Origin of the sequence: Streptomyces odontotermitis (genome assembly GCF_050510915.1) — a bacterium.
Classification (GTDB): Bacteria; Actinomycetota; Actinomycetes; order Streptomycetales; family Streptomycetaceae; genus Streptomyces.
Window position 1 is genome coordinate 1,006,818 of sequence record NZ_JBNJLS010000001.1, and the last position, 17,142, is coordinate 1,023,959.

General features: G+C 72.7%; 16 protein-coding genes. 2 read left to right on the plus strand and 14 right to left on the minus strand.

The window, feature by feature from the left end; genetic code table 11:
• Window positions 1-85: 85 nt before the first annotated feature.
• The 13 genes from sigJ to hrcA all read right to left on the minus strand — a co-directional run bounded on the left by sigJ (window position 86) and on the right by hrcA (window position 13,874).
• Window positions 86-940: an RNA polymerase sigma factor SigJ gene (gene sigJ, locus ACQB60_RS04625; protein WP_496924486.1), complete on the minus strand. Its 855-nt coding sequence runs from the start codon at window positions 938-940 to the stop codon at window positions 86-88.
• Complete coding sequence (locus tag ACQB60_RS04630) at window positions 937-1,509, minus strand: carboxymuconolactone decarboxylase family protein (protein WP_496924487.1); 573 nt, start codon at window positions 1,507-1,509, stop codon at window positions 937-939. The genes sigJ and ACQB60_RS04630 overlap by 4 nt, the downstream gene beginning before the upstream one ends.
• 93 nt (window positions 1,510-1,602) lie before the next feature.
• Complete coding sequence (locus ACQB60_RS04635; protein ID WP_496924488.1) at window positions 1,603-2,790, minus strand: macrolide family glycosyltransferase; 1,188 nt, start codon at window positions 2,788-2,790, stop codon at window positions 1,603-1,605.
• 117 nt (window positions 2,791-2,907) lie between these two features.
• Window positions 2,908-3,909, minus strand: coding sequence for an adenosine deaminase (locus ACQB60_RS04640; RefSeq protein ID WP_496924489.1), 1,002 nt, complete (start codon window positions 3,907-3,909; stop codon window positions 2,908-2,910).
• Window positions 3,910-3,923: 14 nt separating this feature from the next.
• Window positions 3,924-4,832: a ribonuclease Z gene (locus ACQB60_RS04645; RefSeq protein WP_496924490.1), complete on the minus strand. Its 909-nt coding sequence runs from the start codon at window positions 4,830-4,832 to the stop codon at window positions 3,924-3,926.
• 6 nt (window positions 4,833-4,838) lie between these two features.
• The gene (locus ACQB60_RS04650; protein ID WP_496924491.1) at window positions 4,839-5,192 is read right to left on the minus strand and encodes a histidine triad nucleotide-binding protein; all 354 of its coding nucleotides are present in this window, start codon (window positions 5,190-5,192) and stop codon (window positions 4,839-4,841) included.
• Window positions 5,193-5,263: 71 nt separating this feature from the next.
• On the minus strand, window positions 5,264-8,575 hold the full coding sequence (locus ACQB60_RS04655; RefSeq protein ID WP_496924492.1) for a S41 family peptidase: 3,312 nt from the start codon (window positions 8,573-8,575) through the stop codon (window positions 5,264-5,266).
• Between the two features lie 36 nt (window positions 8,576-8,611).
• Complete coding sequence (locus ACQB60_RS04660; protein ID WP_496924493.1) at window positions 8,612-9,184, minus strand: hypothetical protein; 573 nt, start codon at window positions 9,182-9,184, stop codon at window positions 8,612-8,614.
• A gap of 128 nt (window positions 9,185-9,312) precedes the next feature.
• Window positions 9,313-9,708 carry a VOC family protein gene (locus ACQB60_RS04665; RefSeq protein WP_496924494.1) on the minus strand — a complete coding sequence of 132 codons (396 nt, stop codon included), beginning with the start codon at window positions 9,706-9,708 and terminating at the stop codon, window positions 9,313-9,315.
• Window positions 9,709-9,751: 43 nt separating this feature from the next.
• Window positions 9,752-10,492 (minus strand): 16S rRNA (uracil(1498)-N(3))-methyltransferase, encoded by a 741-nt coding sequence (locus ACQB60_RS04670; RefSeq protein ID WP_496924495.1) that lies wholly within the window; start codon window positions 10,490-10,492, stop codon window positions 9,752-9,754.
• Window positions 10,489-11,595 carry a nitronate monooxygenase gene (locus ACQB60_RS04675; protein WP_496924496.1) on the minus strand — a complete coding sequence of 369 codons (1,107 nt, stop codon included), beginning with the start codon at window positions 11,593-11,595 and terminating at the stop codon, window positions 10,489-10,491. Before ACQB60_RS04675 ends, ACQB60_RS04670 begins: the two co-directional genes overlap by 4 nt.
• A gap of 125 nt (window positions 11,596-11,720) precedes the next feature.
• Complete coding sequence (gene dnaJ, locus ACQB60_RS04680) at window positions 11,721-12,857, minus strand: molecular chaperone DnaJ (RefSeq protein WP_496924497.1); 1,137 nt, start codon at window positions 12,855-12,857, stop codon at window positions 11,721-11,723.
• Complete coding sequence (gene hrcA / locus ACQB60_RS04685; protein ID WP_384831466.1) at window positions 12,858-13,874, minus strand: heat-inducible transcriptional repressor HrcA; 1,017 nt, start codon at window positions 13,872-13,874, stop codon at window positions 12,858-12,860.
• 271 nt (window positions 13,875-14,145) lie between these two features.
• On the opposite strand from hrcA, the gene ACQB60_RS04690 reads away from it, so the two are divergent.
• The gene (locus ACQB60_RS04690; protein WP_496924780.1) at window positions 14,146-14,883 is read left to right on the plus strand and encodes an MBL fold metallo-hydrolase; all 738 of its coding nucleotides are present in this window, start codon (window positions 14,146-14,148) and stop codon (window positions 14,881-14,883) included.
• Window positions 14,884-14,893: 10 nt separating this feature from the next.
• A complete protein-coding gene (locus tag ACQB60_RS04695; protein WP_496924498.1) occupies window positions 14,894-15,727 on the plus strand; it encodes a DUF3097 domain-containing protein in 834 nt (277 codons plus the stop codon).
• 155 nt (window positions 15,728-15,882) lie between these two features.
• Here the strand turns inward: ACQB60_RS04695 and hemW are convergent, their stop codons facing one another.
• Window positions 15,883-17,115 (minus strand): radical SAM family heme chaperone HemW, encoded by a 1,233-nt coding sequence (hemW, locus tag ACQB60_RS04700; RefSeq protein WP_496924499.1) that lies wholly within the window; start codon window positions 17,113-17,115, stop codon window positions 15,883-15,885.
• Between the last annotated feature and the right edge of the window lie 27 nt (window positions 17,116-17,142).

A 17,142-nucleotide genomic window follows, 5' to 3' on the forward strand; every position in this document is an offset into this window, starting at 1 on the left:
CTCCCGTCGCGCTCCCGTCACCGACGGGCCCTTCCGGCCCCGGCGCCTGGGAGACGCGCGCCCCCTCGACCGTGCGGCAGGCGTCTCACCGCGCGAGCTCGGCCGGCTCCCCCAACCGCGTCAGCTTCATCGGGTTCGCCGTCGCGTAGATCCGGCTGACCCGCCCGCCCTCCACCGCGACGCTCACCGCGGCCAGTTGCCCGTCCGCCTCGACGCGCCCCGCGAGCGCGCCGTTGAGCCACACGGCCGAGACCGTGCGGCCGGGGCGCGCGAGGAGGCGCGCCACGAGTGCGGCCCCGTGCAGCGGTTCCAGGGCGGCGTTCGCGAGCCCGCCGCCGTCGGCGACCATGACCACGTCCGGCGCCATGACCTCCATCAGCTCCGCGATCCTCCCGGTGCGCAGCGCGGCCAGGAACCTTTCCACCACGACCTGTTGCTCCGCCCGGTCCACGCTCACCCGCGGCCGCCGGGCCGCCACGTGGTCGCGGGCCCGCCGTGCGATCTGCCGTACCGCCGCCGCGGACTTCCCGACGGCACCGGCGATCTCCCCGTACGGCAGGTCGAAGACCTCACGGAGGACGAACACCGCCCGTTCCGTCGGCCCGAGCGTCTCGAGCACGGTCAGCAGCGCCACGGAGACGCTCTCCGCGAGCTCGACGTCCTCGGCGATGTCGGGGCGGGTCAGCAGCGGCTCGGGCAGCCACTCGCCGACGTACTCCTCGCGGCTGCGCGACAGCGTCCGCAGCCGGTTGAGCGCCTGCCGGGTGACGGTTCTGACGAGGTACGCCCGGGCGTCGCCCACCCGCGTACGGTCGACGCCCGCCCAGCGCAGCCAGGACTCCTGCACCACGTCCTCGGCGTCGGCCGCCGAGCCGAGCATCTCGTACGCGACGGTGAACAGCAGGCTGCGATGGGCCACGAAGGGGTCCTCGGCCGTCATGCCGGGGACACCACGTCGTCGGGGCGCGCGGCCAGCGGGATCTCGCAGGAGTCGGAGTAGCCCTGCGAGGTGATGCCGTGCGCCGTGTTGCAGCGGCCGGCGAGGTTGGCGAAGCCGATGAACACCGTGAGCTCCACCATCGCCGCCGGGCCGAGCCGGTCGAGCAGGCCCGCGTACAGCTCGTCGGTGACGGTCGGCGGCGTGTTCGTCATGGCCTGCGCGTACGCGAGGACGTCCCGCTCCAGCGGTGAGAACACCTCCGCGTCCCGCCAGCGCGGCACCTGGCTCGCCTTGGCCAGGTCCAGGTCCTGGTGCTGTGCCTGGAAGTAGTTGACGTCGAGGCACCAGCTGCAGCCGATCTGCGCGGCGACGGCCATGTGCGCGAACGTCTTCAGGCTCGCGTCGACCGCGCCCCACCCGGCCAGCCCGGCCGTGAACTCCTGGCTGGCCGCGGCGACTTCAGGGTGGTGCGCAAGGACCTCGTTGGGCTCGGGCACGGCGCCGAGCTGCTTGATCATGGCCTCGCGGACGTCGGGGGCGAGGTCGGCCTTGGGGATGCGGATCGTCACGGTGCTCTCCCTGTGCGTCTGGGTGCCTGTCGGCCCGTTCGACATGAAGACACCGGCGGGGCCCGGGATGTGACAGGCCCCGCCGGACAGGCCCTAGAGAGCCAGCTCGGCCTCGATCAGGTCCGCGGCCCGCTCCGCCCCTCCCTCGGCCCGCGCGGCCGCCTGCAACTGCGCACTGCGCGCGGCGACTTCGGGGTCACCGGTCAGGTCGAGCAGGGCCGCGCGCAGGGCGTCCGCCGTCGCCTCCCCCGTGTCGAGCCGCCGCCCCACACCGAGCTCGACCAGCCGGTCGGCGTTGACCGGCTGCTCCGCGCCCTGCGGCACCGCGATCATCGGCACCCCCGCGGCGAGCCCCTCGCCCGCGCTGCCCATCCCCGCATGCGTCACAAAGGCGTCCGCCTGCTGGAGGACGGCCAACTGCGGTACCCAGGAGTGCACTTCGACGTTGGCGGGCAGGGTGTCCCCCAGCTCGGCGGCCGTGACGTGCTTGCCGATCTGCAGCACGACGTGCCACCCCGGCAGGTCCCCGAAGGCGGCGACACACTCCCGGTAGAAGCCGGGCTGCTTCGTGTACGCGGAGCCGAGCGAGACGAGCAGCACCTTCTTGCCCGCGGCGCCGGCCGGCCGCTCCCAGCTCTCCCGCGTCACCCGCTCCCCGGAGCAGGACCCCACGAAGCCGACCCGCTCCGGGTCGACCCGCTCCGCGTTCATCTGCATGGCCTCGGGGATCATGGCGATGGTCCGCGGCGCCGTCCCCGAGAACGCGCCGACGTCCAGCGTGGTGGCCCCGCACCCGGCGAGCCACGCGCCGAACCGGGCCTCCAGCTCCGCGGCCCCGGGCAACCGGGCGAGCTGGGCGCCCACTTCCTCCTGGTACCCCTCCCAGGCCACATAGGTGGGCGACAGCTGCAGGAACGGCCGCCCCTGCGCCTCCGCGAGCGCCCGCGCGACGTACGCGCCGATGTCGTAGAGGTACAGGTCGGCCGGGTCCTCGTCGTACACCTCGTGCAGCCGGGGCAGCACGGCCTTCGCGTCGTCGAGGAAGAGCCCGCTCGCCTCGATCGGGTCCTCGGGCCAGATGTTGTCCCGGAAGGGCAGCGTGGAGTCGACGGGGACGAGTTCGGCGCCGGTGGGCTCGATGAGCCCCGCGGTGGCCGGGTCGTTGGCGTACGTCACGCGGTGACCGCGCGCGACCAGCTCCCGGATGATCTCCAGGCTGGGCAGGACGTGGCTGACCATGGGGACGCCGACCATGGCGATATGGGCAGGGCGACGGGACATGAGAGTTCTTCCTTCATCGGGGATCGGAACGCTGTGAACGGGCGCGGATGAACCGCGTGTCAGCCGTAGATCTGAAGGAAGGAGTCCATGCGGGGAACCGTAACCCGCCCTCGACGATCAGTCGAACGAATATGCCTCGACTTCCGCGAGGTAGCGCGCCCGCAGCTCCTCCTCCGCCGGGCTCCCGTCGAGGAACGACGCAAGGAAGGAGTTGCGCGCCAGCTCCCGCAGCCGCTCCTGGCCGAGCCCGAGCGCCTCGTGCACGGCGTGGAAGGTGTCGTCCACGTAGCCGCCGAAGTACGCCGGGTCGTCGGAGTTCACGGTGCACAGCAGCCCGGCGTCCATCATGCGGGGCAGCGGGTGCTCCTCCAGGACGTCGATGGCGCGCAGCCGGACGTTCGACAGCGGGCACAGGGTGAGCGGGACCCGGTCCGCGACGAGCCGCCGGACCAGCTCCGGGTCCTCCATCGACCGCAGGCCGTGGTCGATCCGCTCGACCCCGAGCAGGTCGAGCGCCTCCCACACGTACGAGGGGTCGCCCTCCTCGCCCGCGTGCGCGACCTTGCGCAGCCCGAGCTCGGCCGCCGCCGCGTACACCTCGGTGAACTTCGAGGCGGGGTTGCCCACTTCGGCGGAGTCGAGGCCGACGCCGGTGAGGTGGCCGAGGTACGGGCGGGCGGCTTCGAGGGTCTCCATCGCGGACTCCGCGGACTGGTCGCGCAGGAAGCACATGATGAGCCGGGTGGAGATCCCGTGGCGCTCCTCGCTGCGCGCGAGGGCCCGGGTCAGACCCGTCACGACCGTGCCCATCTCCACGCCCCGGGCCGCGTGCGCCTGCGGGTCGAAGAAGATCTCCGCGTGCCGCACGCCCTGCGCGGCGGCCCGCGTCAGATACGCCTCGGCGAGCTCCTCGAAGTCGGCCTCGGTGCGCAGCACGGCCATGAGCCCGTAGTAGAGGTCGAGGAAGGACTGCAGATCGTCGAAGAGGTACGCCTTGCGCAGCTCCTCGGTGTCGGCGTAGGGGAGGGGGACGCCGTTGCGGGCGGCGAGCGCGAAGGCGAGCTCGGGTTCGAGGGTGCCTTCGATGTGGAGGTGGAGTTCGGCCTTGGGGAGGGGCATGGCGGTGCTCTCGTTCAGGGGGTGCGTTTGGGTACGGGGACGCGCATCAGGTCCTGCGCGACGGTCAGTTCGCCCTCGAACCCGGCGGCCCGTGCCTGCCGCGCGAAGGCGTCGGGGTCGGCGTAGCGCTGGCTGAAGTGGGTGAGGACGAGATGGCGCACACCGGACTCCCGTGCCACGGAAGCGGCCTGACCGGCGGTCAAGTGACCGTGATCGGCGGCGAGTTGCCCGTCCTCGTCCAGGAAGGTCGACTCGATGACGAGCATGTCGCAGCCCTCGGCGAGCGCGTACACGCCGTCGCACAGCCGGGTGTCCATCACGAAGGCGAACCGCTGCCCGCGCCGCGCCTCGCTCACGTCGTCGAGCGAGACCCCGCGCAGCTCCCCCGCGCGCTGGAGCAGCCCCACGTCGGGCCCCTTGATGCCGTGCTCGGCGAGCAGCGCGGGCAGCATGCGCCGCCCGTCGGGCTCGACGAGCCGGTAGCCGAAGGACTCGACGGGGTGGGACAGCTTGCGCGCTTCCAGGGTGTACGAGGGGGTGGCGGCGAGCAGCCCGTCCCCGACGACCGGCACCTGGGCGATCTCGACGGTCTCGCGGTAGGCGGTGGCGTACCGGAGGCGGTCGAAGAAGTGCTGTCCGGAGCCCGGGTAGTGGGCGGTGACGGGATGCGGGACCCGGTCGAGGTTGATCCGCTGGACCACCCCCGCGAGACCGAGCGAATGGTCCCCGTGGAAGTGCGTGACGCAGATCCGGTGCAGGTCGTGCGCGGCGACCCCGGCACGCAGCATCTGCCGCTGCGTGCCCTCACCGGGGTCGAAGAGCAGCCCGTCGCCGTCCCAGAGCAGCACGTAGCCGTTGTGGTTGCGGTGCCGGGTCGGGACCTGGCTGGCGGTGCCGAGGACCACCAATTCGCGTGCGGACAAGGCGCGTTATCCAGGGGGCCACTGAAGGCCGCGGCCGCCCAGGAGGTGGGCGTGCGCGTGGAAGACGGTCTGGCCCGCGCCGGAGCCGGTGTTGAACACGGTCCGGTAGCTGTCGAGCTTCTCCTCGGCGGCGACCACGCCGACCTCGCGCAGCACATCGGCGGCGATCTCGGGCTCGGCGGCGCCGAGGGAGGCGGCGTCCGGGTGGTGCACCTTGGGGATGACCAGGATGTGGGTGGGGGCCTGCGGGTTGATGTCGCGGAAGGCGACGGTGGTCTCGGTCTCCCGGACGATCGTCGCGGGGACCTCCTTTGCGACGATCTTGCAGAACAGGCAGTCGGCCTGCGGTTCACCCGCCATCGGGCGCCCTCCTGGGTCCTCGATCAACACGAACGTTCGCATCGTATCGGTCCCTTTTCCCCGCTGTTTCCCTAGTGCGCTCCGGACCCTCCGGCCCCTCGGTCCGGGAGCTCGGGCAGCTCGGGCGCCACCCGGGCCCCCCTCTCCTCCAGAGCGCTCAGCGCCAGCCGGACCGCCTCGTCCAGCTGCGGGTCCCGCTCCCCCACATAGTCCCCGGGAGTGACCACGACCTCCACGTCAGGATCCACCCCGTGGTTCTCCACGCCCCACCCGTAACCCTCCATCCAGAACGCGTACTTCGGCTGCGTCACCAGCGTCCCGTCCACCAGCCGGTACCGGCTGTCGATCCCGATGACCCCGCCCCAGGTCCGCGTCCCCACCACGGGCCCGATCCCCAGCGCCTTGATCGCCGCGTTCACGATGTCCCCGTCCGAGCCGGAGAACTCGTTGGCGACGGCCACCACGGGCCCCCGCGGCGCGTCCATCGGGTAGCTCAGGGCCCGCGAGCCCCGCGGCAGGTCCCAGCCCACGATCTTCCGCGCCAGCTTCTCCACCACCAGCTGCGACGTGTGGCCGCCCCGGTTCTCCCGCACGTCGACGATCAGCCCCTCCCGCGCGACCTCCACCCGCAGGTCGCGGTGGATCTGCGCCCACCCGGGAGCCTGCATGTCCGGCACGTGCAGATACCCCAGCCGCCCCCCGGACAGCTCGTGCACATACGCCCGCCGCCCGGCGACCCACGCGTGGTACCGCAGCGGCTCCTCGTCGTCCACGGGGACCACCACCGCATGCCGCGGATCGCCGCCCCCCGCGGGCGAGATGGTCAGCTCCACGGGCTTGCCCGCCGTACCGACGAGGAGCGGCCCCGGCCCGGCGACGGGGTCGACGGGCCGCCCCGCGACCGCGAGCACCGCGTCCCCGGGCCGCACCGCGACGCCGGGCGCGGCGAGCGGCGACTGGGCGGCGGGGTCGGAGGTCTCGGACGGCAGGATGCGGTCGATGCGCCACGCCCCGTCGGCGCCCCGCGAGAGGTCCGCGCCGAGCAGCCCCTGCCGGGTCTCCGCGCTGCCCCAGCCGCCGCGCGGCGTCACGTACGCGTGCGAGGTGCCGAGTTCGCCCGCGACCTCCCAGAGCAGGTCCACCAGGTCGTCGTGGGTGGCCACCCGCTCCAGGACCGGGCGGTAGCGGTCCAGGATCCCGTCCCAGTCCACCCCGCCCAGGTCCGGACGCCAGAAGTTGTCGCGCATGAGGCGGCCCGCCTCGTCGTACATCTGCCGCCACTCGGCGACCGGGTCGACGCTCTGCCGCACCCGCGACAGGTCGACGGTGATGTTGGAGTCGCTGTCCTCGTCCCCGGAGGCGCGGCGGTCGCTGGGGACGACCTTCAGCGCCTCGCCCGTCCACAGCAGCACCCGCTTGCCGTCCCCGCTGACCGCGAAGTGGTCGGCGTCCGCGGCGAGTTGCTCGACGCGGTGCTGCACCAGGTCGTAGCGGCCCAGCTCGGTCTTGGGGTCCGGGTCGGACGGCGTGGCCCGGGACGCGCCGAGCACCCCGAGCACGGGGTGGCGCAGCCACAGCAGGCCGTCCTTGGCGGCGCGCAGCGTCGTGTACCGGGCCGCCTCGACGGGGAACGGCACCGTGCGGTCGGCGAGTCCGTCGAGGTCGATACGGGTGACGGGGGCGCCCTCGCTGTCGGGCGTCTCGGCGTGCGGGCCGTCCGGTGCCTCGAAGGGGCGGCCGTGGCGCTGCGGCCCGAAGGGGGACGGCGTGGTCGCGGCGAGCGTGATCAGGTGCGGCCGGGAACCGCCCACGAAGGCGAGGTCGAAGACGTGCTCGTCGTAGACCGGGTCGAAGGCGCGCGCCGACAGGAACGCGAGGTGCTTGCCGTCGAGCGTGAACGCGGGCGAGTAGTCGCGGAAGCGCAGCGGCGTCGCCTCCGAGACCGAAAGGTCCGCGGTGTTGGCGAGCTTGAGCTGGCGCAGCGGCCGCGGCCCGGCGTGCGACCAGGCGAGCCAGGCCGAGTCGGGCGAGAAGACGAGCCCGGTGGCGTCGCCGTCCTCGCTGCGGTCGACCTCGCGCACCTCGCCGCTCTCCCGCTCCACGAGCAGGACCCGGCCGTCGTGGGCGGCGACGGCGGCGCGGCTGCCGTCGGGCGCCATGGCGAGGGACAGGACGCGGCCGAGCTGTCCGGCGGCGAGCCTGCGCGGCGTCGCCGCGGGCGCGAGGCCCGTCGCGGGCGCGAACTCCAGGGCGTCGTCGCCCTCCGCGTCGGTCACCCACACGACGTGCTCCTCGCCGTCCACCCGGAAGGTGCGGGGCAGCCGGGCGCGCACCCCGTCCTTGGCGGCGAGCGCGCGGGCGGGCCCCGAGCGGTGCGTGACCCAGTGCACGGCGCCGCGCACGGCGACGGCGCTGCCGCGCCCGGTGTGGTCGGGCTCGGCGGCGCCGAACCAGCGGGCCGCGTTCACGGGGTGGGGCTGCAGGTCGGTGCGCTGGCCGCCGAGGCGGATGTCGAGGCGGCGCGGCTCGGCCTCCGACAGATCGTCCAGGAGCCAGAGTTCACCGGCCGAGGCGTAGACGACGCGGGTGCCGTCGGTGGCGGCGTGCCGGGCGTAGAAGCTGTTGATCCCGGTGTGGCGGCGCAGGTCCGAGCCGTCGGGAAGCGAGGAGTAGACGGCCCCCACTCCCTCGTGGTCGGAGAGGAACGCGATCCTCTCCCCCACCCACATCGGGTACTCGATGTTCGCGTCGAGGCCCTCATGGACGCGCACGAACCCTTCGGCGCCCTCGTGCTCACCGGGCTCCCGGATCCACAGCTTGCCCGCCGTCCCGCCCCGGTACCGCTTCCACCAGGCGGCCTCCCGCCCCATCGGCGCGGACAGCAGCAACTCCTGGGGCCCGCCCGTCTCCCGCCACCGCCCTTCCAGCGAATCGCTCCGCTCGCCCCTTTGTTTATAGGCGACATCGCCCACGATCCCGTACGGCAGGACCCGCGCGGGCCCCCCGTCGAGCGGCACGGCCCGCGCCCAGGTGCGGCGCAGCGACGCCTGGCCCTGGGTGCTGAGCGCGAGGACGTCCCCGTCCGGGGTCCAGCCGCGCACGGAGGTCTTCCAACTCCCCCAGTACGTCAGCCTTTTGGAGGCTCCGCCGTCGACGGGCGCCACATACACCTCGGGCGCCCCGTCCCTCGTGGACGTCCAGGCGACGGTGGTGCCGTCCGGGGAGATCCGGGGGTGGTTCACCGGCATGTTGTCGGCGCTGACCCGCCAGGCGCGGCCGCCGTCCAGGGCGGCCACCCAGACATCGTCCTCGGCGGTGAAGGCGATCAACTCGCCGTGCAGGTGCGGAAATCGGAGATACCCAGGGTGCGCGGTCTGTGTCACTCGATCAGCCTACGTGCTCGCTCTGACAGACCGGCCTCACTTGCCGGGCTGGACGGTCACGGTGACCGTGACGGTCGGGTCGGGCTGGTGCCAGGTCGGATCGGGCTCGGGGTCGGGCTTGGGGTCGGGTTTCGGATCCGGCTCCGGGTTCGGCTCCTCGGTCTGCGGCGGACCGCCCTCGCAGTCGCCGAGGACGCTGACGCGGAACCACTCCTTGCCCTCGACACGGGCGGTCAAGTCCCCTCGTACGCACCGGTCTTCGACCTCGCTGGTGACCTTCCCCGTGAGGGTGATGTCGCGGCCGTCCTCGGCCTCGCCCCGGCAGTCCACCGAGGCGGCCCCCACGTTCTTCTCACCGTTGTTGTCGACGACCTTGGCCTTGCCGTACGTGGCCGTGCAGTTCAGCCAGCGCACATCGACGTGCTGCCGCTCCAGTTCGCGCGTCCCCATCTGGTCGGTGGTGACCGCGACCGCGGCGAAGTTCATCTGCCCGCCCGAGTCCGTCTGGCCGTCGGCCGGCTCGCAGGCCGACAGCGCCGACATGCCCACGGCGGCGGCCCCTGCCAGGGCGACGCCCATGAGCGACCGACGTCCGCGTAAACGCCTCATGGCCCCCATGAAGGGCAGGGTGCCACTGGAAGCGTCGCCTCGGTAGACCGCTTGCGGACACAGAGCGGACTCGTGTCGGCGTGTACGGCGGCCGAAAGAGAGTCAACCTCGGCAGCCGGCGCGAGGAGTCAGGACGACCGCAGCAGCAGCCATTCCTGAAGCTCCACCAAGTTCCCCTCGGGGTCCTTGAGATGGGCCACCCGCATGCGGTCCGTCAGCGGCGCGGGCCCGTGCGCGAGGACCGCGCCGCGCGCGACGATCTGCGCGCAGTACGCGTCCAGGTCGTCCACCCGCAGCACCACGAGCGAGCGGTGCCCCGTCGCCGACTCGCCCAGCTCGCCCAGGAGCTGGGCCATCATCGACCGGTCCTGGAGCGCGATGCCGGCGGAGCCGACGGCCGGGCTGAACTTCTCGTACGGTCCGTCGGCCGCCCCCGACTGCGGCTTCAGGCCGAGCACCTCACCGTAGAAGCGGTAGCAGGCGCGGAAGTCGGACACCAGCAGCCGTACCTGAGCGAGTTCCACGAAATCCCCCTGTTGCGCGCCGAGTCGGCGCGGGTGGGGCGGGTCAGGACCAGCGGCCGGTGCGCCCCAGGAGCAGCGCGGCCGCGGCCGTCCCCGCCGTCGACGTACGCAACACGCTAGGCCCGAGCCGGAAGGGACCCGCACCCGCGTCGGCGAAGAGCGCCAACTCCTCAGGGGATACGCCCCCTTCGGGCCCGACCACGAGGACGATGCGGCCCGCGTCCGGCAGCGGCGCCGTGGCGAGCGGCTCGCTGCCCTCCTCGTGCAGGACGGCCGCGAAGTCGGCGCCGTCGAGCAGCGCCGCGACCTGCTTGGTGGTGGCGAGCTCCGCCACCTCGGGGAAGCGCACCCGGCGCGACTGCTTGCCCGCCTCGCGCGCCGTCGCCCGCCACTTGGTGAGCGCCTTGACGCCCCGCTCGCCCTTCCACTGCGTGATGCAGCGCGCGGCGGCCCACGGCACGACCGCGTCGACGCCGGTCTCCGTCATGGTCTCGACGGCCAGTTCGCCCCGGTCGCCCTTGGGCAGAGCCTGGACGACGGTGATGTGCGGCGCCTCCTCGGGCTCCTCGCGCACCGCCTCCAGGCGCACCGTGAGCCGGTCCTTGCCCTCGGCTGCCACGACCACGCCGGGCGCCCAGCGGCCCGCCCCGTCGGTCAGGACCACGTCCTCACCGGCGCGCAGCCGCTTCACGGAGACGGCGTGCCGCCCCTCGGCCCCGTCGAGCACGAACTCCCGGCCGCCGTCCCCGGAAAGTCCCCCGGCGACGAACACCGGCGCCGTCATGCCGCGCCCCCGGCGCCCTGCGCGCTCTGCTCGCCCTTGGGCTCCTCGCACAACGCGGCCGTCGCCGCGTCGAGTTCGGCCTTCAGGACCTCGACCAGCTGTCCGGCGGGCAGCTCCCGCGCCATCCGGTGGCCCTGCCCGGCCCACAGCGCCATGCCCTGTGCGTCCCCGGCCTTCGCGGCGGCCTTGCGCAGCGGGCTGGTGAGGTGGTGGATCTGCGGGTAGGCGGCGGGGGCGTACGGGCCGTGCTCGCGCATGAAGCGGTTGACGAGGCCGCGCGCGGGCCGCCCGGAGAAGGCCCGCGTCAACTCCGTCCGTACGAAGAGGGGGTTGGTCATGGCCTGCTTGTGCAGCGCGTTGGCGCCCGACTCGGGGCAGACCAGGAACGCCGTGCCGAGCTGGGCCGCGTCGGCTCCGGCGGCGAGCACGGCGGCGATCTGCGCGCCCCGCATCAGGCCGCCGGCCGCGATCACCGGCAGCTGAACCGTTTCGCGCACCTGGGTGAGCAGCGAGAGCAGCCCGAGCCCCGCCCCGTCGGTCTCCGGGTTGTCCCGGTGGGTGCCCTGGTGGCCGCCCGCCTCGACGCCCTGCACGCACACCGCGTCGGCGCCCGCCCACTGCGCGGTCTGCGCCTCCTCGGGCGTGGTGACCGTGACGACGGTGAGGGTGCCCACGCGCGCGAAGGCGTCGAAGACGTCCCGGGTGGGGCAGCCGAAGGTGAAGGAGACGACCGGCACGGGGTCGTCGAGCAGAGTCGCCAGCTTGGCGTCGTACCCGTCGTCCCGCCCGCTGTCGGGGTCGCCGAGCTCGCTCTCGTACCAGGTGGCCTCACCGGCGAGCTGATTGCGGTAGACCTCGACGGCTGCCTGGTCGGCACAGTCGGGCTGCGGCATGAACAGGTTGACGCCGAAGGGCCGCGACGTGAGCCCCCGCACCTGCTTGACCTCTTGGTACATCCCGTCGGCCGTCTTGTACCCGGCGGCCAGGAAGCCCAGGCCCCCGGCCTCGGAAACGGCGGCCGCGAGCTGCGGCCCGGAGGCACCGCCCGCCATGGGGGCCTGCACGATCGGACAGGGGCAGAGATCGGTCAATGGGGAGGCCATGACGGCATCGTGCCACGTTCATCTCGGGGCACCGAATCGCCCCTTCCGGTACGCCCGCACGAAGCGGCGCCCCTCCCCCGAAGGGAGGGGCGCCGCCTGGAACACCGACCGGAGTACGAGCCGGACTACCGCCCGTTGAACGCATCCTTCAACCGCGAGAACAGGCCCTGCTGCCCCGGCTGGAACTGCCCCGTGGGCCGCTCCTCGCCGCGCGCCTTCGCCAGCTCCCGCAGCAGCCGCTCCTGCTCGGGGTCGAGCTTCGTCGGCGTGAGCACCTCGACGTGCACGATGAGGTCGCCGCGCCCGCCGCCGCGCAGATGCGTGACACCGCGCCCGTGCAGCGGGATCGACTGGCCGGACTGGGTGCCGGGCCGGATGTCGACCTCCTCCATCCCGTCCAGCGTCTCCAGCGGCACCTTCGTGCCGAGGGCTGCGGCCGTCATGGGGATGGTCACCGTGCAGTGCAGATCGTCGCCGCGCCGCTGGAAGACCGGGTGCGGCAGCTCGTGGATCTCGACGTAGAGGTCACCGGCGGGACCGCCTCCCGGCCCCACCTCGCCCTCACCGGCGAGCTGGATCCGCGTGCCGTTGTCCACACCGGCCGGGATCTTCACGGTCAGCGTGCGCCGCGAGCGGATACGGCCGTCACCGGCGCACTCGGGGCACGGCGTAGGAACAACCGTCCCGAAGCCCTGGCACTGCGGGCACGGCCGCGAGGTCATGACCTGGCCGAGGAAGGACCGCGTGACCTGCGAGACCTCACCGCGACCGCGGCACATGTCACAGGTCTGCGCGGACGTACCCGGAGCGGCACCCTCACCGCTGCAGGTCGTACAGACCACGGCCGTGTCGACCTGGATGTCCTTGGTGGTCCCGAAGGCGGCCTCGTCCAGCTCGACCTCGAGCCGGATCATGGCGTCCTGGCCGCGACGGGTCCGCGACCGCGGCCCGCGCTGGGACGCCGTACCGAAGAACGCGTCCATGATGTCCGAGAAGTTCCCGAACCCGCCCTGACCGAAGCCGCCCGCGCCCCCGCCGCCCGCCTGGGACAGGGGGTCGCCGCCGAGGTCGTAGACCTGCTTCTTCTGCGGGTCGGAAAGAACCTCGTAGGCGGCGTTGATCTCCTTGAAGCGCTCCTGCGTCTTCGGATCCGGGTTCACGTCCGGATGGAGCTCGCGCGCCAGCCTTCGGAAAGCCTTCTTGATCTCGTCCTGGGAAGCGTCGCGGCGCACGCCGAGTACGGCGTAATAGTCCGTGGCCACTTACGACTCCGCCAGGATCTGTCCGACGTAACGTGCCACTGCGCGTACTGCTCCCATCGTTCCCGGATAGTCCATGCGGGTCGGGCCGACCACGCCTAGTTTCGCTACTGCCTCACTGCCCGAACCGTAGCCGACCGAGACCACGGAAGTGGAGCTGAGCCCCTCGTGGGCGTTCTCATGACCGATCCGTACGGTCATGCCCGAATCCGTAGCCTCACCAAGCAACTTGAGGAGCACGACCTGCTCCTCCAGCGCTTCGAGGACCGGCCGGATGGTGAGGGGAAAGTCATGTCCGAAGCGGGTGAGATTGGCGGTGCCGCCGATCATCAGCCGCTCCTCGGTCTCCTCGACGAGCGTCTCCAGGAGGGTGGAGAGCACCGTGGCCACCGTGGCCCGGTCCTCCGCCTCGAAGGACTCCCCGAGGTCCTGCACCAGCTGCGGCACGTCCGCGAACCGGCGCCCGGCGACCCGGCTGTTGAGCCGCGCCCGCAGATCCGCGAGCGAGGTCTCCCCGAACGGGGCCGGGCAGTCGATCATGCGCTGCTCGACCCGGCCCGTGTCCGTGATCAGGACGAGCATGAGCCGCGCGGGAGCCAGCGAGAGCAGCTCCACGTGCCGCACGGTCGAGCGCGTGAGCGACGGGTACTGCACCACCGCGACCTGCCGTGTCAGCTGCGCGAGCAGCCGCACGGTGCGCCCGACGACGTCATCGAGGTCGACGGCGCCGTCAAGGAAGTGATGGATGGCCCGCCGCTCGGGGGCGGTCATCGGCTTGACGCCCGCGAGCTTGTCGACGAAGAGACGGTAGCCCTTGTCGGTCGGGATCCGCCCCGCGCTGGTGTGCGGCTGGGCGATGAACCCTTCCTCCTCGAGCGCGGCCATGTCATTGCGCACGGTGGCCGGCGAGACCCCGAGGCGATGCCGCTCGGTCAGCGCCTTGGACCCGACCGGCTCCTCGGTCCCCACGTAGTCATGGACGATGGCGCGCAGCACCTCAAGCCTGCGTTCACTGAGCATCCGTGCTCACCTCCGCCTGTCCGTCCACTGGAGCCCCGCTTCCCCGCCCTGGCACTCACCGTTGCCGAGTGCCAGCCGTCACCGGCCCAGTGTACGGCCGTGAGGTACGGGCCCGGCAAGGGCGGACCCCCCGATGTCATCCCGACGTGCAAGGCGGGCCCACGACGGCGCCGCCGCTCCGCGACCGGCTCGGACAGCCGTGCGCGCGCAGGACTGCCCGAGAGTGCGGCTGCCGCCTGGCCCCGTCGGCGCTAGCGTCACCGTTATGGACATCACGCCCGCATGGGACGAGACGGGCTGGGAGCGGCTCACGGCGCGCGTCGGCCGCCGCCGCCTCCCGGCCTGGGACTGCACCGCCGGACTCGTCGTCGGCGACGACGCCGCCCTCATGATCGAGGCGGGCGCCAGCCTGCGCGAGGGCGCCGAGCTCCGCACCCAGGCCCGTACCCTGCTCGGCCCCGGCCGCCGGGTCACCCATCTCGCGCTCACCCACCCCCACTTCGACCACGTCCTGGGCGCGGCGGCCTTCGCGGGGGTGCAGGTGTTCGGCGCGGCGGGCCTGGACACCGCACTCGCCAACGGGCGCGACGACCTGCGGGCGGACGCCGTACGCCACGGCCTCCCCCTCGACGCCGCCGCCGAGGCCACGGACCTCCTCGTCCACCCCCACCACTTGGTGTGCGGCGAATGGACCCTGGACCTGGGCGGCGGCACCCAGGTCCTGCTCGCCAACATCGGCCCGGGGCACACGGGTTACGACCTGGCGGTCCTCGTCCCCGGCGGCCCCGGCGCACCCGAGGTCGTCTTCTGCGGCGACCTGGTGGAGGAGTCCGGTCAGCCCCAGGCGGGCCCCGACGCGATGCCCTCCCACTGGCCCGCGGCCCTGGACCGCCTCCTGGACCTGGGCGGCCCGGACGCGCTGTACGTCCCCGGTCACGGCGCGGTGGTGGACGCCACCTTCGTACGCAACCAGCGCGATGAACTGGCCCGCCGTTTCCGGGTGTCGTAGCGTCTCCCGAATGCGCAGCTACAGCCCCGACTTCACACCGCCGTGGAAGAAGAAGACGCCGCCCCCCGAGGTCCCGGCGGAACAGGACCTGGTGGTCGAGGAAGTCACCACAGGCTTCTGCGGGGCGGTGATCCGCTGCGAGAAGACGGCACAGGGCCCGACGGTCACGCTGGAGGACCGCTTCGGCAAGCACCGCGTCTTCCCGATGTCTCCGGCCGGCTTCCTCCTGGAAGGCCGCGTGGTGACACTCACCCGCCCCACCCCCACGACCCCCTCCCCCTCTCCCTCTCCCTCCCGCACGGCCTCCGGCTCGGTGGCGGTGCCGGGTGCGCGCGCACGGGTGGCCCGGGCCGGACGCATCTACGTGGAGGGCCGCCACGACGCGGAACTGGTCGAGAAGGTCTGGGGCGACGACCTCCGCATCGAGGGCGTGGTCGTCGAGTACCTGGAAGGCATCGACGACCTCCCGGCCATCGTCTCCGACTTCTCCCCGGGCCCCGACGCCCGCCTCGGCGTCCTGGTGGACCACCTGGTCCCCGGCTCCAAGGAGTCCCGCATCGCGGCCCAGGTGAGCAGCGACCACGCCTTGGTGGTGGGCCACCCGTACATCGACGTATGGGAGGCGGTGAAGCCGTCGTCCCTGGGCATCCGGTCCTGGCCCCGCGTCCCCAAGGGCCAGGACTGGAAGACAGGCGTATGCCACGCCCTGGGCTGGCGGTTCACGAACACGGGCGAGGCATGGCAGCACATCCTGTCCTCGGTGCACAGCTACAAGGACCTGGAGCCGGCGCTGCTGGGCAGAGTGGAAGAACTGATCGACTTCGTGACGGGCTCCCCGACCTAGCCCGTTCCGGGAGCCTCTTCAGCCCGTCCGGCGTTCGAGGACGAGGCCGTCCGGGCCGATACGGGGGATCTGGGGGCGAAGCCCCCAGGAAGAGCACGCCAGGCCCGGCGGAGCCGGGGGATTTCGGGAAGGGGCGGGATCGGGGAAGAGGAAACTCAATCCACCAGATCCCGCACCACCCCATCAGCCAACAACCGCCCCCGAAGCGTCAACACGGCCCGCCCACCGGCAAAGGCCCCCTCCTCCAGCAACCCGTCCCCCACAGCCCGCCGCGCAGCGGCAAGCCCAGCCTCCTTCAGGAGGGACAAGGGCGCCCCCTCGCGCAGCCGAAGCTCCAGCAGCACCCGCTCAACCCTCCGGTCCTCCCCCGAAAGCACTTCCCGCCCGGCCCCCGGCGACCTCCCACCCGCAAGAGCCCCCGCATACGCCCCGGGATGCTTCACGTTCCACCACCGCACACCCCCCACATGGCTGTGGGCCCCCGGCCCGGCCCCCCACCAGTCGGCCCCCCGCCAGTACAGCTCGTTGTGCAGGCACCGAGCGGCCTCCGAGGTGGCCCAGTTGGACACCTCGTACCAAGAGAACCCCGCACCCCCCAGCACCTCATCGGCGATCAGATACCGGTCCGCGTGCACGTCGTCGTCGGTCATCGGCACCTCCCCGCGCCGAATCCGCCGCGCCAGCTGCGTCCCTTCCTCGACGATCAGGGCGTACGCGCTCACATGGTCGGGCCCGGCCCCGATGGCCGCCTCCAGGGAGGCCCGCCAGTCGTCGTCGGACTCCCCCGGGGTCCCATAAATGAGATCGAGATTCACGTGCTCGAACCCCGCGGCCCGCGCCTCCGCGACGCACGCCTCGGGCCGACCGGGCGTATGCGTACGGTCGAGCACCTTCAGCACATGCTGCCGAGCGCTCTGCATCCCGAAGGAGACCCGGTTGAACCCGCCTTCGCGCAGCGCGCTCAGATACGCCGGGTCGACGGACTCGGGATTGGCCTCGGTAGTGATCTCGGCATCATCGGCGAGCCCGAACTCGTCCCGGATCGCCCCCAGCATCCGTACGAGGTCCCCGGCGTCGAGCAGCGTCGGCGTCCCCCCGCCGACGAAGACGGTCCGCACCGGCCGGGGGTCGTCCCCCAGCACCTTCCGCGCGAGCCGCACCTCGTCGGCCAGGGTCTCCGCGTAGTTGTCCCGGGAGGCGAGCACTCCGCCGGAGCCGCGCAGCTCGGTGGCGGTGTAGGTGTTGAAGTCGCAGTACCCGCAGCGCGTGGCGCAGTAGGGGACATGCAGATAGAACCCGAGCGGCCGCTCCCCGGCCCCGTCGAGGGCGGAGGGGGGCAGGGCCCCGTCGTCGGGCACGGGCTCACCGTCGGGAAGAGCAGAAGGCATGGACTCATTGTCCCGCACTGTGACAGC

Bases quoted from the DNA above. Each gene is read 5' to 3' on its own strand.
- ACQB60_RS04650 (WP_496924491.1), bottom strand. From the start codon at position 5,192: ATGGCGGGTGAACCGCAGGCCGACTGCCTGTTCTGCAAGATCGTCGCA.
- ACQB60_RS04640 (WP_496924489.1), bottom strand. From the start codon at position 3,909: ATGCCCCTCCCCAAGGCCGAACTCCACCTCCACATCGAAGGCACCCTC.
- sigJ (WP_496924486.1), bottom strand. From the start codon at position 940: ATGACGGCCGAGGACCCCTTCGTGGCCCATCGCAGCCTGCTGTTCACC.
- hrcA (WP_384831466.1), bottom strand. From the start codon at position 13,874: ATGCTCAGTGAACGCAGGCTTGAGGTGCTGCGCGCCATCGTCCATGAC.
- ACQB60_RS04660 (WP_496924493.1), bottom strand. From the start codon at position 9,184: ATGAGGCGTTTACGCGGACGTCGGTCGCTCATGGGCGTCGCCCTGGCA.
- ACQB60_RS04635 (WP_496924488.1), bottom strand. From the start codon at position 2,790: ATGTCCCGTCGCCCTGCCCATATCGCCATGGTCGGCGTCCCCATGGTC.
- hemW (WP_496924499.1), bottom strand. From the start codon at position 17,115: ATGCCTTCTGCTCTTCCCGACGGTGAGCCCGTGCCCGACGACGGGGCC.
- ACQB60_RS04695 (WP_496924498.1), top strand. From the start codon at position 14,894: ATGCGCAGCTACAGCCCCGACTTCACACCGCCGTGGAAGAAGAAGACG.
- ACQB60_RS04675 (WP_496924496.1), bottom strand. From the start codon at position 11,595: ATGGCCTCCCCATTGACCGATCTCTGCCCCTGTCCGATCGTGCAGGCC.
- ACQB60_RS04670 (WP_496924495.1), bottom strand. From the start codon at position 10,492: ATGACGGCGCCGGTGTTCGTCGCCGGGGGACTTTCCGGGGACGGCGGC.